Genomic DNA, 15496 nt, shown 5'->3' with positions numbered 1-15496 from the left:
AAACAATCGTGCCTATTAAAGATCTCTAAACGAATGGTTAGGATAAAAAAAGAGAAAGAAGCTGCAAGAGTAGCTTTCCTCTCTCTCTTCTTTCTCACGTCTTGATCTATCCTTTCGTTCCTCCAGCAGTAAGGCCAGATATAAAGTAACGTTGGAGCGATAGGAATAAAATTGATATTGGAATCGCAATCAATACTGATCCTGCGGCGAACGTTGTAAACTCATTACCAAACTGATCAGAAATCATTTTGTAAAGACCAACCGCCAGCGTATATTTCTCTTCACTACGAAGAATAACTTGAGCAAGAATAAAGTCCGTAAACGGTGTAATGAAACTAAATAATGCTACTACAGCAAGAATCGGTTTTGCAAGTGGCAATATGATTTGCCAGAAGATACGGAAGTGACCCGCGCCATCGATTCGAGCTGATTCATCAAGCTCTTTTGGAATTGTATCAAAGTATCCTTTAGCAAGCCACGTATTCATTGGCAGTAAACCACCTGTATAAACAAGAATCAGCGCAAAGTGCGTATCCAACAAACCCGTTGTATAAGCTAATACATAGATCGCAATAAGTGCTGCAAAGTTCGGGATCATTTGAAGAATTAAGAAAGTCATTAATCCATTTTTACGACCGACGAAACGATAGCGTGAGAAGGCATAAGCCATACAGGAGATCATCGCTACGGCTAGAATCATTGTGATGATACAAATCTTCAATGTGTTCCAATACCAAAGCAAGTAATCACTTTCAGCCGTATTAAATAACGATTTGTAATGCTCCAATGTTGCATCCTTCGGGATAATTGATGATCCAGATAGACTGTCACCGGGATTAAAGGAAGACCCCACAATCCATAGAACTGGGTACAAGATGATGACACAAGCAATAGCGATGGCAATATAGGACAGTGTTAAACGTAAGGTATTCTGCATTTTTGGACTCATATTACATCATATCCTCTTCTTGGAATGATTTCGTTCTTCTAAACTGCCACAGTGCTACACCAATAACAATGGCTGATAGAATCATGGTAATAGCAGCAGCTTTGCCATATTGCGCAGACGTAAACGTGAGCTTATAGATCCACGAAATCAAAATGTCAGTAGAGCCTGCTGTTTGACCTGATACGGCAGGACCACCACCGTTAAACAGGTAAATAACGTTAAAGTTATTAAAGTTAAATGTATATTGTGTGATTAAAATTGGCGCGATTGCAAAAAGAACCATTGGAAGCGTGATTCCTCTAAACTTCTGCCAGATATTCGCACCATCTACTGTTGCAGCTTCATATAATTCATCTGGAATCGATTGAAGCACACCCGTTACCATAGCGAAAATAAACGGGAATCCAAGCCAGAACTGTATAAGAATTAAAGCAACTTTTGTCCAAAATGGCTCTGTAAGCCATGGTATCGCATCGATACCGAACGCTGCTAAGATGTCGTTATTTATCGCACCAAACGTCTCATTAAACATCCCCGCAAACACAAGGATTGATACGAAAGCTGGTACGGCCCAAGGCAAGATAAAGATTGTTCTAAAGATGCCTTTAAATTTAAGGTCTTTCTGGTTCATCAAAACGGCTAGAAAAATACCAATCGCAATTTGTCCTGTTGTCGCAACAAATGTCCATACGATTGTCCATGAGAAAACATCGATGAAAGTATCGCGCCAGATGTCTAGCTTAAATATATCAATATAGTTTTGAATCCCAATCCAGTCTACTAAATTAGCTGGTGGAGAATGGTAAAGATCGTAGTTTGTAAACGAAAGTAAAATAACAAACAATATCGGAAAAATAACAACAAAAATTAATAAGAAAAATCCAGGTGATAGCATTAAGTAAGGAAATCCTTGTTCAGAAACATTACGGTATTGCTCTCGAACAGAATTTAAGGGAATGCCTAGATCACGATTTCTTCCATTCAAATATGCATCCCTTAGGTTTAAGAAATAAATAACCAATCCAATCAGGATAACAAGGACAGCGATAATTCCCTGTGTTAACAAGAAGATGGAGTGATCTCGTGGTAGCTTTTCCCCCAGGGTAACGATCCCCCATAATCCAATGTTGATTAAGTCAGCAAAAGCAACGGCAAATGAAACCGTTAAGATGAAGAACATAAGTCCTTTGAGGATCTGCTTGTTATAAAACTGACCGAATCCAGGTATTAGTGATAAAGCAAGTGCTGTTTTTCGATGCTTTGTTTGACGCTCAGTTGCCTCCATCGTGATGGCAATCCCCTTTCTTCTCCCCACTTTTCTAGCTTTAAAGTGAGAAGCAGTACCCCGTTTCCGGAGTACCGCTTTAAATTTTCAATACTTTAGTTGCTGTGATTCTGCTCGATTTGAGACTTAATTGTTTTCGTAGCCTCATCAAGGGCCGCTTTTGGTTCTTGCTTATCTGTTGCTACTAATTGTAGGGCAGACGCTGCTGGCTCCCATACTTCAGCCATTTCTGGAATATTAGGCATTGGAACGCCATATTGAGATTGAAGTGCTACGGCACTTGCACCTTCATTATCAGCAATAACTGGATCTTCAATTAGTGATTTAACCGGAGGAATTTCTGCTGTTTTTTCGTAACGAATCTTTGCATTCTCCTCATTTGTTAACCATTCAACGAGCTTCGTAGCCCATTCTTTGTTCTCAGAGAAATTACTTACGTGCCAGCCTTTAACACCGATAAACGTTTTGAAATTCTCTCCGTTTGGAAGTGTAGGCATTGGCGCAACACCAATGTCAATTCCAGCATCTTTATAACCCTGGAAAGACCATGGTCCGTTCATAACGGAAGCTGCTTTCCCTTCATTAAACAGACCATCCATTGTAGATCCACCGTTTTCACCAATTAGGCCCTTAGGGAAAAGATCTTCCTGATACCATTTCTGAATGTATTCCGTTCCTTCAATAGCACCATCATTGTTAAGACCGATGTCTTCTGGGTTTAATCCCTCATCAGTGCGATCAAACACATAGCCGCCATATCCTGAAAGGACAGCGTTTGCAAAATAGAAGTTATCCCATAGCGCAAGGAAGCCATACTGCTTGTCTTTCGTGAAGTCTTTTGCGAAATCATATACTTCATCCATTGATTCTGGAGCTTTGTCCATTAGATCTTTGTTGTAAATGAAGACAGGTGTTTCCGTTGCTTTTGGTAATCCATACAGGTTACCGTCAAAGTTTTCAGCTTGAATAGAAGATTCTGTAAATGTATCAATCACAGACTGTTCAACTTCGATTGGGGAAATAAGTCCCTCAACTGCAGCTTGTCCAATTTGATCGTGCGGAAGGGTAATAACGTCAGGACCAGTACCTGCTGGACCATCAAGACGAATTTGCTCTCTAATTTCGTCAGCCATACCTAGTTCTTTAAATTCAACTTTAATTCCGTACTCTTCCTCGAAACTAGCAATAGCCGGTTCAAGTGCAATCCCTTTATCTGTATCTTCCCAAACAACTAGCTTCTCAGGTTTATTTGCATCTTCCCCCTCAGAATCACTGCCTCCGTTGTTACTAGAAGCGTTTTCATTGTTTTGCGGTCCGCATGCTGCAAGAACGCCGATTGCAAGAACTAGTGTAAGAAACAAAGCGAAAAAGCGTTTCATGTGTTAACCCCCTCTTAATTTTACGATAGGAGTACAAGCGCTTTCATATAACTCAGTGAAAACGATTGCACTGTCTTTCTATAACTTATTATACATGGCTATAAAATTTTCGCAACCGTTTGCACAAAGTTTTTTCAAAATTTTTTCGAAACAGTAAATTCACCTTGTTTTTTACATTTGACTAACCTACTTTGATCTTCTACATTTATATAGAAGCAACATTCCATTTCGATTAGTTCTTGAAAAGAGTTTTCTATTATCAAAATGCAAGCGATTGCACATGGAGGTATCTAGTTATGTTTAAAGAAGCCATCTATCACCGCCCAAAGAACAACTATGCTTACGCATATGATAAGAAAACGCTACACCTGATGATTCGAACAAAGAAAGATGATGTGACATCCACCTCCCTTATTTATGGAGATCCGTATGATTGGAAAGACAACGCATGGCAGTTCACTTCTAAAACAATGAAAGTAACTGGCTCAGACTCTCTATTCGATTATTGGAGTGTAGCGATCCAACCTCCTTATCGTAGATTGAGATATGGCTTCTATCTAGAAGATAAAAATGAAGCGTATTACCATACAGAAAAAGGCTTCTATACGGAACAGCCATCAGATACAAACGACTATTATAGTTTCCCTTTCCTAAATGATGCTGATATCTTTACAGCTCCTGGATGGGTGAAGGACACAGTATGGTATCAGATCTTCCCCGAACGATTCTCTAACGGAGATACTTCCTTAGATCCAAAAGGTACGCTTCCATGGGGGGAATACCCTCCGGAGCGTAACAACTTTTTCGGCGGAGACTTCCAGGGGGTAATAAATCATCTTGATCACTTAACAGACCTTGGAATTAACGGCATTTACTTCACACCTATTTTTAAAGCGGCCTCAAATCATAAGTACGACACAATCGATTACATGGAGATTGATCCACAATTTGGCGATAAAGAAACATTTAAAGAGCTCGTCAAAGCCTGTCATGAAAGGGACATTAAAGTTATGCTTGATGCTGTTTTCAATCATAGCGGTTATTACTTCGAACCGTTTCAGGACTTATTAAAAAACGGAGAAGCATCACGCTATCGAGACTGGTTTCACGTGAGGTCCTATCCAATTGAAACAAAACCTCTTCCCTCCTATGATACTTTCGCCTTTGAAGCGACAATGCCTAAGCTCAATACTGAAAACCCAGAAGTGAGAGAGTATTTACTACAAGTTGGTCGCTACTGGGTAGAAGAATTTGATATTGACGGGTGGCGACTTGATGTTGCAAATGAAATTGATCACCGCTTCTGGCGTGAATTTAGAAAAGAGGTAAAGCGTGTTAAGCCTGAGCTTTATATTCTTGGTGAAATCTGGCACGACTCAATGCCGTGGTTACAGGGCGATCAGTTTGATGCTGTAATGAACTATCCTTTAACTGCTGCCCTACTTGATCATTATGCAAATGGAAAAATCTCTGCCGAAACAATGGGGAACCGCCTAACCGCACTCCTTCACTCTTATCCTGCAAATGTGAATGAAGTCGCCTTTAATTTATTAGGAAGTCACGATACACCGCGACTCCTCACACTAGCAAACGGGAAAAAGGAGGTCGTGAAGCTCATGTATATCCTTCAATTCTCTTTCCCAGGAACACCTTGTATTTATTATGGTGACGAAATTGGGATGAAAGGTGGCGCTGATCCTGGTTGTCGAGAATGTATGATTTGGGATGAAAAAGACCAGGACACTGAACTATTTCAGTTTTTAAAAGAACTGATCGCCCTACGTAATCAACACCCTGCGTTTCGGAACGATGGAACTTTCGAAGTGGTGTATACAGATGAAACGCTTATTCAATATAAGAGGCAGACGAATAATGAAACGCTCCTCTTTCTATTAAACAACTCAGAAAAGGCCATAACTACTGAGCTCTCACTCAATTATTTGAATGCAAAAACTCTTTTAGGGAGTCAGCACGACTCTAGCCTACTTCATCTTGAACCATTTGGCTTCACTATTTTAGACATTTCATAAGCAAGAAGCTCCTGGTCATCATCCAGGAGCTTCTTTTTATGCCTCAGAATTCGAAATCAACTGAAAGCGCAACCACACTTACCCCACTTGGAATATTCTGATTACTTACATTTATTAAGGTTAGATTATATGACACGCTATTTTAAATTTTCAAAAAATAACCTTGAATTTCTTGTTTTCACCGCATAATATTAGGATATAGAAAAAAGGCAATGTTAGAAAAACTGACATGGAGGGTCTTACATGAAAAAAGTAGAAGCCATTATTCGTCCTGAGGCATTTCAGGACCTAAGAGATCGGTTAAGAGATGAAGGTATCACAGGCATGACAGTATCCGAAGTAGCTGGATGTGGATTACAAAAAAAACAAACTGGCGTTTTCAGAGGAAGTCATTTTGAAGTCTCGCTTCAGGCGAAAATTAAAGTAGAGCTCGTTTTTGATGATGACCTGCTTGATCATGTTGTTAAGCATATTCGCGATATATGTGCAACCGGGGAAGTTGGCGACGGCAAAATATTTGTTTATCCTGTTGAAGATGTCATTCGCATACGATCTGGTGAACACGGACTCACTGCATTTAAATAAATCAAAAAGGATGATAAAAACAATGAAAAAAATCACTGGTTTGTTCGCGCTTCTCTTTCTTCTATCCGGAGGACATGTCTTCGCAGCAGGCGATGCCTCAGCTGTAACTGCCTTGAGTGCTTCAATGGATACCGTATGGATTATGATTGCTGCCTTTCTAGTATTCTTCATGCACGCTGGATTTGCAATGGTTGAAACTGGATTTACCCGTTCTAAAAACGCCTTAAATATTTTAATGAAGAATCTTCTAACAATGTCAATTGGCGCTGTGCTTTACTTTATAATCGGATACGGATTGATGTTCGGTTCTTCAGCCGGCGGTTTTATTGGTAGTGATGGCTTCCTTCTTCTAGGACAATCTGAAAACATCGGCTTCTTTGTTTTCCAGGCCGTCTTTGCCGCAACTTGTGCGACAATCATTTCTGGTGCAGTAGCTGAGAGAATGAAATTAATCAGTTATATTGCTGTAACGGTTGCAATGATCGGATTTGTTTATCCTGTTGTTGGTCACTGGATTTGGGGTGGCGGATGGCTTTCAGAACTAGGATTTGTTGACTTTGCTGGCTCAACGGTCGTTCATATGACAGGTGCACTTGGTGCGGTTGTGGCGGTCGCCTTTCTTGGAGGACGTCTTGGTAAATACTCAAACGGAAAAGTGAACGTTATTCAAGGTCATAACATTCCACTTGGCGCACTAGGAGTCTTCATTCTTTGGTTCGGCTGGTTTGGATTTAATGCAGGTAGTACACTATCAGCAAGCGACGCACTTATCCCTACGATCGTAGCAACAACACTTCTTTCTGCTTCAAGTGGTGTAATCGGAAGTGCCCTTTATTCTTATATTCGCTATAAGCAAATTGATGCTTCTTTAACTCTAAACGGCGCATTAGCTGGGCTTGTCGGAATTACAGCAGGTACAGCAAGCGTATCTCCAATTGGCGCCATGTTCATCGGTCTTATCTCTGGTGTTATCTTAATTGAAGCCGTTCAACTGATTGACCGTCGCGTAAAATTGGATGACCCAGTTGGAGCGATTGCTGTTCACGGAGTGTGTGGTGCGTGGGGCACGCTAGCCGTTGGACTTTTCGCAATCGATGGAGGTTTATTCTATGGAGGCGGTGCATCCCTTATACTCGTTCAAGCAATCGGAATTCTAGCAGTTATGGCGTGGACGATTGGTACAGTAGGTATTTTCTTATTCATCTATACTCGCTTCTCTTCCATTCGCGTTTCTCGTGAAGAAGAAATACAGGGACTTGATTTCGCAGAGCACGGCTCAACAGCTTACGAGCTTAGAGGAGGCCTTCTAAACAACAACGAAAGCCCTTCTGCCGGAACACCATTCGGCCACAGCCTAGTCGAACGCCTCAACGGACTCGAACAGCCACCAGTTGAAAAAAGAAAAGCAGAAGGAAGCGTTTAGACATGAAAAGCGGAGAAGAGCGTTTAGAAACGGAGATATTGGAGCTCTTGAACTAGAACACGCCCTTTGTGTTCTGGTGAAAGAGTGAAATATCGCAGTTTCTGCGAGTCGCAGCTGGACACGAAAAGCGGAAGTGGGCGTTAAGACACGGCAGGCACTGGAGCCTTTTCATTTGAACACGGTCTTTGTGTTCGGATGAAAAGGTGAAGTGACCGAGTGTCTGCCCACTGCAGCTGGATCACGAAAAGCGGAAGCGCCCGCTTAGCCTCGACAAGCGCTGAAGCCTTATCAAAAGAACACCCACTTTGTATTCTTTTGATAAGCTGAAGCGATCGAACCCCTCCCCACTAAGCGGGAACGAGCAATAATAAAATCTTTTAAAGAAAAGGATCGAAGCCATCAGCTTCGATCCTTTTTTTAGTCAACTAAATTTACATTATGGTGCTCCATCCAATAATTAATTTGAGCAAGGTGAGCAATCAATTGAGGTCCTGCCATAAGCTGACCGAACCAGGGAACTTTAAACGCCTTTCCCTCTGAATCAACGATATCTTGCACAACTTTTCTATCGATCAATTCAAGAAGCGGCGCCTGCTTGTTATCGAGCGTATCTTGAAGCCATGAAGAAACGGCTTTCGTATAAGCAGGATTGTAGGTTTTTGGATAAGGACTCTTTTTTCGATAAAGAACATCATGTGAAAGCGTTCCTGTCATCGCTTTTCGCAAAAGTCCCTTCTCTCGACCATCAAGCATTTTCATATCCCACGGGACATTCCACACGTATTCAATGATGCGGTGATCAGAAAACGGCACCCTTACTTCTAGACTAGCTCCCATGCTCATACGGTCTTTTCGTTCAAGAAGTGTTGTCATAAACCAATTTAAATTCAAATAAAAGAGAGCTCTTCTTTTTGCTTCAATCTCACTCTCTCCATCAAGTACTGGCGTTTCCTTCATTGACTCACGATATCTTTCCGTCACGTAATCTTCTAGCTTCAATTTATTCCGAACATCTTCTTTTAACATCGCCTGTCTTTCAAGTGTCGATCTCATCCAGGGAAACTGCTCCTGATCTAAAAGCTCCGGCTTATGAAACCATGGATACCCACCAAATATTTCATCAGCACATTCACCTGAAAGAGCAACAGTCGCATGTTTCTTAATTTCCTTTGAAAACCACAATAATGAAGAGTCTACATCCGCCATACCAGGCAGGTCTCGACATTCAATCGCTTCCTTTAAGTGATGCACAAGCTGAGGTGTATCAATCACACAGTTCGTATGATCAGTTGCAAGCTCTGCTGAAACTTTTTTGATCCACGGAGCATCTGAATTCGGCTGAAATTCACTACTCTTGAAGTATTTATCATTATCCGCATAATCAACCGAAAAGGAACGTAATGTGCCCTTGTTATCATCCAGGAATGCCGTTTGAGCAACGGATGTAATGGCGCTTGAATCAACTCCACCAGATAAAAACGTACAAACTGGTACATCCGCTACAAGCTGTCGTTTAATGGAATCTTTTAAAAGGTCCCCTACTTTATCTACAGTTGTATCAAGATCATCAGTATGTTCACTACTTTTGACATTCCAATAGCGCCATTTGCGAAGACCACTCCGCTCAAACTTCATCGCAAATCCAGGTCGCAGTTCATTTATGCCTCGAAAAACCCCATGTCCTGGTGTTCTAGAAGGTCCTAAACCAAAAATTTCTTGAAGCCCCGCTCGATCGACTTCCGTCTTCACATCGGGATGAGCTAGAATGGCTTTAAGCTCTGAGCCGAATTGAAGTGAGCTGCCACTTTGTCGATAGAATAATGGCTTAACACCAAGGCGGTCTCTTGCAAGGAATAATTTCTCTCCATCCCAAATGCCAAAGGCAAAAATACCATTTAAATGATCAACGCATTGCTCTCCCCATTCAACATAGCACGTTAAAAGAACTTCTGTATCCGAATGAGATTGAAATGTATAACCCTTTGCAAGGAGAACTTTACGTAAATCCTCCGTATTATATAGCTCACCGTTATAACAAATCGTATATTGCTTTTCGCCATGTGTCCTAGTCATTGGCTGACTTCCACCAGCTGGGTCAACGACAATCAAACGAGTATGCCCAAATCCACAATGCGCACTAACCCAGCTGTTTGAAGCATCAGGACCACGTCTTGACAACGTATTCGCCATTCGTCTAAGAACGTTCTCTTCTCCTGTCAGATTCTGCTTCCAATCCACCCATCCAGTTATCCCACACAAAAAGATCTCCCTCCTCTCATTCCTCTCTGTTCACATTATGCATACGCCCAATTTTGGTGCAAAATGTCTTTGAACGAACGAAAAAAAGAGACCTTTTGATAGGTCTCACACTTTCTGAAAACGCAAAAAGTACCATGCGCCTTCTTTTACAACTGGTTTTATTTGTTTAAGCTTAAATCCTGTTTTCGTTGCTAAATCGTCCATTTCATCACGACTTGGCAATGGATAAAGGTTATCATGAGCACTCATAAAGCTGTTAAACGCAGCCGAGAAAGCCTGCCCGTGTTTTGATTCATGCATAGGAGTGATGATAATCAGCTGACCAGCTTCACCTGTTACCTCATTTGCCTTTTGGAACAGTTTCAATCGATCTTCTGGAGCAAAATAATAAAGTAAATTATTCATCATCGCCATATCAAAGGGGGCACCATCCCATTTCCATGTCATCATATCATCAGGATAAAGGTGTAGCGGTGATTTTAGCGGAAAATGGATATTAGCTTCTGCATCTAAACAGACGGATCGATTTTTTTCAATTCCAACAAGCTTCATGTCCTCTAACTTTGCTCCAATACGCGATAAATACCCCGCGTAACCTGAGCCAAAATCGATAACGGATTGGGCATTCGTCGTCTTAATCGCTTGATAAATCTTCGGAAAAGCAAATCGTTCAATAAAGCTGGATGTTGCCGCAACCGTTCCTCCATAATCTTCGTCCTCATATCGCGCGGGTTGATCTTTGCTTAATAAATTAGGATAGGAAAGCAAAATCGGAATATGTAACTCCATCATTTCTTTTAATAAGATACCAACAGAGTGCTCACTGCTTTTTGAGATCGATTCAACCATATGTTTCTTAGAACGGATCTTTCCATCCTTTTCATTTTTTAAGTGACCGATTGCCACCCCCACTTCAGCCCATCTTGTTAGTAGCAGTTCATTCATGTCTCGTTTGGTCGCAACAGCAGAGACGGTTGTTCCTGATTCGAACTCATCAAATAAGTCATGTACATAGCCTACATGGGCATGCCAGGCGTATAAAAAAGGTTCATTGCTTTTCATCCACTTTCTAGCACGCCAAATCTTTTTTATTTCCTTCATATCTTTTCCTCCCGTCTCATTTGCGATACCACGGATAATCATCCTCTTTCGTGAACATTACTTTCTCATTTGGATGTTTACTTAATTTCCCATTCCCTATTGCAGCTGGAATTATTCCTGCTTGCTTCAATCGATCCAACAGGTTAAATTTCCAAATGCCGAGACCCGATGTATTTAACATCTGCTTATAATGAAGAAGAGGTGAATGCTCTGTTTGATTGACCCCTTTAATTCGAAGTCTCTGCCACGGACGATAAGGGAAAGAGTAGAGTAGTGCAGCTTGATGACTAAGCGTAGACACATATTCCGCTCGCGGTTTTCTTACTTTCTCATACCACTTAAGATGCTTCCATTCCGTCTGATTCGTTCCAAACATCCAGCAAAGAAGTTCTCCTAATACATCAGAATCTTGAATCGCCAAGTTCATTCCTTCCCCTGCCATAGGATGTACGCTATGAGCGGCATCCCCTGTTAAGATCAAATTATTTTTGACGTAATTGGAGACATTGTGCCTAACAGGAATCATGAGTTGAATTTTCTTCCACGTATCAATTTGATGAACATAGCCCTCAAGCTCAGGCATTAGCTCACAATAAGCACGATAAAAGGACTGTAATCCTTCTTCACGCATCGATTTGAACTCGCCTGGTTTAATCAACAGAACACTTCTTACTTCATTATTCGGAAGTGGGAATAATCCGACAAATTTATTTTGAGTCGTGATGATGGTTGACTGATTTAGCGTCTCCGGGCGGGGAAACGATACCGTCAAGAAATGATGATTATACTTTGTATTCTTCATCTCCACTTCCATAGCTGTTCTTGTTGGAGAAGCTCTTCCTTCAGCACCAACGTAAAAGCCTGCTTGAATTTCACGTTCCCCTTCTTTTGTTTGAATGATCGCTTTCTTATTCTCCGGCTCATCTTCAGTAAAGCCCGTAAATTTAGCAGGCTGAATATAATCAACAGATTCATATTTTGAAGCCTCTTCGAAAAGAAGCTCTTTTAGCCTCTCATGTGGAATCATAAGCGATGTATTGTATAGAGATGGAATCACATCGTAGCGGAATTCATTTGAACTAAGGTGCTCCATCGTGCCATCGTCTTTTTGGTTATACTCATGGAATTCAATCGAAGGTAAGTGAAAACCATTTTCTTTTACTACATCTAAAACATTAATTCGTTCAAGGACTTGAAGACTTTTTGGCTGAAGAAGTTCACCTTTATAAATCAACCCGCTTCTTTTATCTTTTTCAATTAATAGCGTTTTCACATTACTTTGTCCTAATTTGACAGCAAGTGTGAGGCCCGATATGCCTCCTCCAATAATCATGACGTCGTAATCCATCTCTTTATCACCTCTTTGCTATGGTCCTATTCCCTTCCAACTATCGGTTGAAACAGCTGGAGCACATTGGAGGCAGGACGCTCTGCAAAATAAAAAAGATCGACCACATTGGGTCGATCTTCGTTAGGTTGCCAAAGGAAATTGCTTTGATAGAAGCAGTTTCTCGAAACGATCCTTATTCAATGGTTTACTATAGAAAAATCCTTGCGCAAAGTTACACCCGAAGCTTCTAATAATATCCCCCTGTTCTTTCGTCTCAATTCCTTCCGCAACAATTGATAAATTCAAACCTTCGCACATCGTAATCACCGCTTTAACAATCGCTGCATCTGCGTTGTTTTCCTGAAGGTTTCGAATAAAGGACTGATCGATTTTCAATATATCTAATGGGAAATCCTTCAGATAACTAAGCGAAGAATAACCAGTTCCAAAATCATCAATGGACACTTTAATACCCATTTCTCTTAATTCATTTAGCATCGAAATACTATAATCCGTATTGACGAGCGTTGTGCTCTCCGTTACTTCAAGGTGTAGAGATTGAGGATCGAGACCAGAAGCCACTAATGCTTCTCTAACGGAATCAACGAATTTCTCACTTTGAAACTGTCTTCCAGACACGTTCACACTAATCGACAAGTCATCATATCCAAGCTCTTGCCATTTGCTCGTTTGCATGCATGCTTCGTTCAATACCCAAATACCAATTTCTTCGATTAGTCCCGTTTCTTCTGCAAGCGGTATAAACTGCGCTGGAGACACTAGTCCCAATTTCGGATGATTCCACCTAATCAACGCTTCACAAGCATAAATTTTCTGTTCATCTAGATTAACTTGTGGCTGATAGAAAAGGGTCAGTTCTTCTTTCTCAAGGGCTCGACGCAAATAACTTTCAAGCTCTAATCTCTCAAAAGCCTGATCGGTCATTTCATCGGTATAGAATTCAATATAATTAGCACCTTGTTGCTTGGCGCGATCTAATGCGATATAAGCATTTTTCATAACTGTATCAAGTTCTAATCCATCATGAGGGAAAAGACTGATACCGATGCCTACTGTCATAAAGTACTCAACCTCGTCAAAGACGATAGGCTGCTTCAAATGATCAATGACGCGTCTCGCAAGCATAAGTGCATCCTTTTCGCACTTCAGTCCAGGTAAGAGAACAGTAAATTCGTCACCACCAAATCTAGCAAGGACAGCATCATCCTTTATAGCTTCCTTAATTCGAGTTGTCACTTGCTTGAGGATCTGATCCCCTCTTTGATGACCCAAACTATCATTAATCAATTTAAAGCGGTCTAAATCTATGAACATGACAGCTAGCTTTTCATCGGGATTCTTAAGTGATTCATTTAGTAAGTTCTCAAATAACAAACGATTTGGAAGCTCGGTTAACACATCATAATAAGCGAGATGAGCGATTTTCTCCTCCGCTTTCCGTTGATTCATGATGCTTTTGGCTATTCCATACGCTCCGGTAATTTCGCCATTAACGATGATTGGGATATTCGTAATTGTAAAGAGAACGCTCATTCCAGACTTGTGTACAAGATGGGCATCATATGTTTGAGCCATCCCCTGAAACGTTTGATAGAATTTCTTCCTAGTCATTTCTGCATCCTCTGAAGAAACAAACTGAAGAGAATGCTTACTCATAACTTCTTCAGACGAGTAACCTAGCAATGATTTTAATGCAGGGTTTACGCTCGTAATTTTACCGTATACATCCACAGAGTAAACAAGATTCGGATTTTGTTCAAACAGAGATTTAAAGCGCTGTTCTGATTGCTGTAAGTTTAAATTTAACGTCTCTAATTCCTCTGTTGAAGCTTTAATTAAATGTGATAATGCCATTAAACCATCCAAGTCCTTCATCTCCTGATTGTGTAATGGTTGATGCCCCAGGTCTTTCATTCGAGCATTTTTTTCATTGAAATGCGCAAAAACCATGCTGTTATTTCCAATTTGTACTTTTTGGCTATCTGAATAATATTCCGTTGCAAGGAAAACAGATGTAAGATCACATCTCTTTTCAAGATTCTCTAAATAAGTAATAATGCCGTTTGAAAATAGAGCACGGAGCGAAGCAGATGAATAAGTAAATAGACTTTGGCTCCATGAATCACTAGCCATTTGGTCAATGCGCTCATAGGACGTTTGAATTTGTGCGGCGTCTCCATATGAAAACTGTAGCTTCGTCCCTTTTGTTAGTACACGATTCGACGTAACCGATCCATCTCGATGTTTCTCCATAATGGTAATCGGCTTCACATTCCCATTATCTCGCTGAAGCAACGGGACGTGGGCTGCTGATTGAGGAAGTTTATTCGCAACATCATATCCTAAATACTTCTCATAAAACTGCACTGGCTTCAGGCCTTCAATTTCAAAAATACGCGTCCCGAGAGCTTTTGTCACCTCATACGTTCGACCAGCTGGTTTCCAGAACGTTTCTTCGAAAATCTTAACTTCAAGGTCACTTCCGATAATTTTAGCAGCAGCGACGCCTTTCGATAGCAGTTGATTACCTTTGATCACAAAGGAATCCTCATTAATAATATGGGCTCTACCTCCGATTAATCGGATTGGTTTTATACCTTCAAACAAAGCACGATCTTCTACATTACTATTAAAAAGAATGACAAGTTCATCATGTGCAGTACTCTCATTCATAAGAGTGGAAGCATTCTCTTCCAAATCAAACGGCTTGATCTCGGCGTGTTGAAAAGTCGTAAAGGAAACGAGTATCCCTTCTTTCACGTAGTCCTTTTGATAATAAGCGCCACTTGCTGTGGACCCAATAAGAACGGCATGAGGAAGGAATGTCAATGTTTGTTGCGCGACTTCTTTAGCCCGCTTCCTGTCACCTGACAAAGAAAATAGTTGAATGAGTACGGCATGTGCCTGAAACAGTTCCGGTTGATTATTAATGCATTCTAGCAAATCGTGATCATGATGAATCATGACTGAAAATGTCCTCAAGCTATACACACCTCATCCTTAATCCCTTTAATTCGAAACTTTTATATTTATGTATATAATATCAAAAAGTAGAAAGCGCGAATACACTTATCCCAGAAATATGCCAATCTACCCTTCTTCTTATATCGGCATAAAGAAACCAAACGTTTAAT

The 15496-nt window shown here is 40.8% G+C and carries 10 protein-coding genes; 3 read left to right on the top strand and 7 right to left on the bottom strand.

The annotated features are described in order from the left end of the window. Positions 1-106: 106 nt before the first annotated feature. The 3 genes from IQ283_RS16205 to IQ283_RS16195 form a co-directional block, all read right to left on the bottom strand. Positions 107-949, bottom strand: coding sequence for a sugar ABC transporter permease (locus tag IQ283_RS16205; RefSeq protein WP_194221149.1), 843 nt, complete (start codon positions 947-949; stop codon positions 107-109). 1 nt (position 950) lies between these two features. Then, positions 951-2234 (bottom strand): carbohydrate ABC transporter permease, encoded by a 1284-nt coding sequence (locus IQ283_RS16200; RefSeq protein ID WP_194222272.1) that lies wholly within the window; start codon positions 2232-2234, stop codon positions 951-953. 95 nt (positions 2235-2329) lie between these two features. Further along, a complete protein-coding gene (locus IQ283_RS16195) occupies positions 2330-3613 on the bottom strand; it encodes an extracellular solute-binding protein (protein ID WP_194221148.1) in 1284 nt (427 codons plus the stop codon). 296 nt (positions 3614-3909) lie between these two features. Here IQ283_RS16195 and IQ283_RS16190 point away from each other — a divergent pair, with 296 nt between their 5' ends. The 3 genes from IQ283_RS16190 to IQ283_RS16180 all read left to right on the top strand — a co-directional run bounded on the left by IQ283_RS16190 (position 3910) and on the right by IQ283_RS16180 (position 7651). Continuing rightward, positions 3910-5643 carry an alpha-glycosidase gene (locus tag IQ283_RS16190; RefSeq protein WP_194221147.1) on the top strand — a complete coding sequence of 578 codons (1734 nt, stop codon included), beginning with the start codon at positions 3910-3912 and terminating at the stop codon, positions 5641-5643. Positions 5644-5886: 243 nt separating this feature from the next. Continuing rightward, positions 5887-6228, top strand: a complete 342-nt coding sequence (locus tag IQ283_RS16185) for a P-II family nitrogen regulator (RefSeq protein WP_194221146.1) — start codon at positions 5887-5889, stop codon at positions 6226-6228. 22 nt (positions 6229-6250) lie between these two features. Next, positions 6251-7651 (top strand): ammonium transporter, encoded by a 1401-nt coding sequence (locus tag IQ283_RS16180; RefSeq protein WP_194221145.1) that lies wholly within the window; start codon positions 6251-6253, stop codon positions 7649-7651. Positions 7652-8068: 417 nt separating this feature from the next. Here the strand turns inward: IQ283_RS16180 and asnB are convergent, their stop codons facing one another. From asnB to IQ283_RS16160, 4 genes are all read right to left on the bottom strand, one after another. Then, positions 8069-9910, bottom strand: coding sequence for an asparagine synthase (glutamine-hydrolyzing) (gene asnB, locus IQ283_RS16175; protein WP_194221144.1), 1842 nt, complete (start codon positions 9908-9910; stop codon positions 8069-8071). 105 nt (positions 9911-10015) lie between these two features. After that, the gene (locus IQ283_RS16170) at positions 10016-11011 is read right to left on the bottom strand and encodes a class I SAM-dependent methyltransferase (RefSeq protein ID WP_194221143.1); all 996 of its coding nucleotides are present in this window, start codon (positions 11009-11011) and stop codon (positions 10016-10018) included. Between the two features lie 16 nt (positions 11012-11027). Then, a complete protein-coding gene (locus IQ283_RS16165; protein ID WP_194221142.1) occupies positions 11028-12359 on the bottom strand; it encodes an FAD-dependent oxidoreductase in 1332 nt (443 codons plus the stop codon). A 123-nt stretch (positions 12360-12482) separates the two neighbouring features. Then, a complete protein-coding gene (locus IQ283_RS16160; protein WP_194221141.1) occupies positions 12483-15344 on the bottom strand; it encodes an EAL domain-containing protein in 2862 nt (953 codons plus the stop codon). Positions 15345-15496: the final 152 nt, after the last annotated feature.

This window comes from Pseudalkalibacillus hwajinpoensis, assembly GCF_015234585.1.
GTDB lineage: Bacteria > Bacillota > Bacilli > Bacillales > Guptibacillaceae > Guptibacillus > Guptibacillus hwajinpoensis_B.
The sequence above is the reverse complement of the archived record's forward strand: the minus strand, read 5'-3'. Positions and strand labels throughout refer to the sequence as shown.

Coding starts and splice junctions, on each gene's coding strand:
- IQ283_RS16205 (WP_194221149.1), bottom strand. CDS start 949: ATGAGTCCAAAAATGCAGAATACCTTACGTTTAACACTGTCCTATATT.
- IQ283_RS16200 (WP_194222272.1), bottom strand. CDS start 2,234: ATGGAGGCAACTGAGCGTCAAACAAAGCATCGAAAAACAGCACTTGCT.
- IQ283_RS16195 (WP_194221148.1), bottom strand. CDS start 3,613: ATGAAACGCTTTTTCGCTTTGTTTCTTACACTAGTTCTTGCAATCGGC.
- IQ283_RS16190 (WP_194221147.1), top strand. CDS start 3,910: ATGTTTAAAGAAGCCATCTATCACCGCCCAAAGAACAACTATGCTTAC.
- IQ283_RS16185 (WP_194221146.1), top strand. CDS start 5,887: ATGAAAAAAGTAGAAGCCATTATTCGTCCTGAGGCATTTCAGGACCTA.
- IQ283_RS16180 (WP_194221145.1), top strand. CDS start 6,251: ATGAAAAAAATCACTGGTTTGTTCGCGCTTCTCTTTCTTCTATCCGGA.
- IQ283_RS16170 (WP_194221143.1), bottom strand. CDS start 11,011: ATGAAGGAAATAAAAAAGATTTGGCGTGCTAGAAAGTGGATGAAAAGC.
- IQ283_RS16165 (WP_194221142.1), bottom strand. CDS start 12,359: ATGGATTACGACGTCATGATTATTGGAGGAGGCATATCGGGCCTCACA.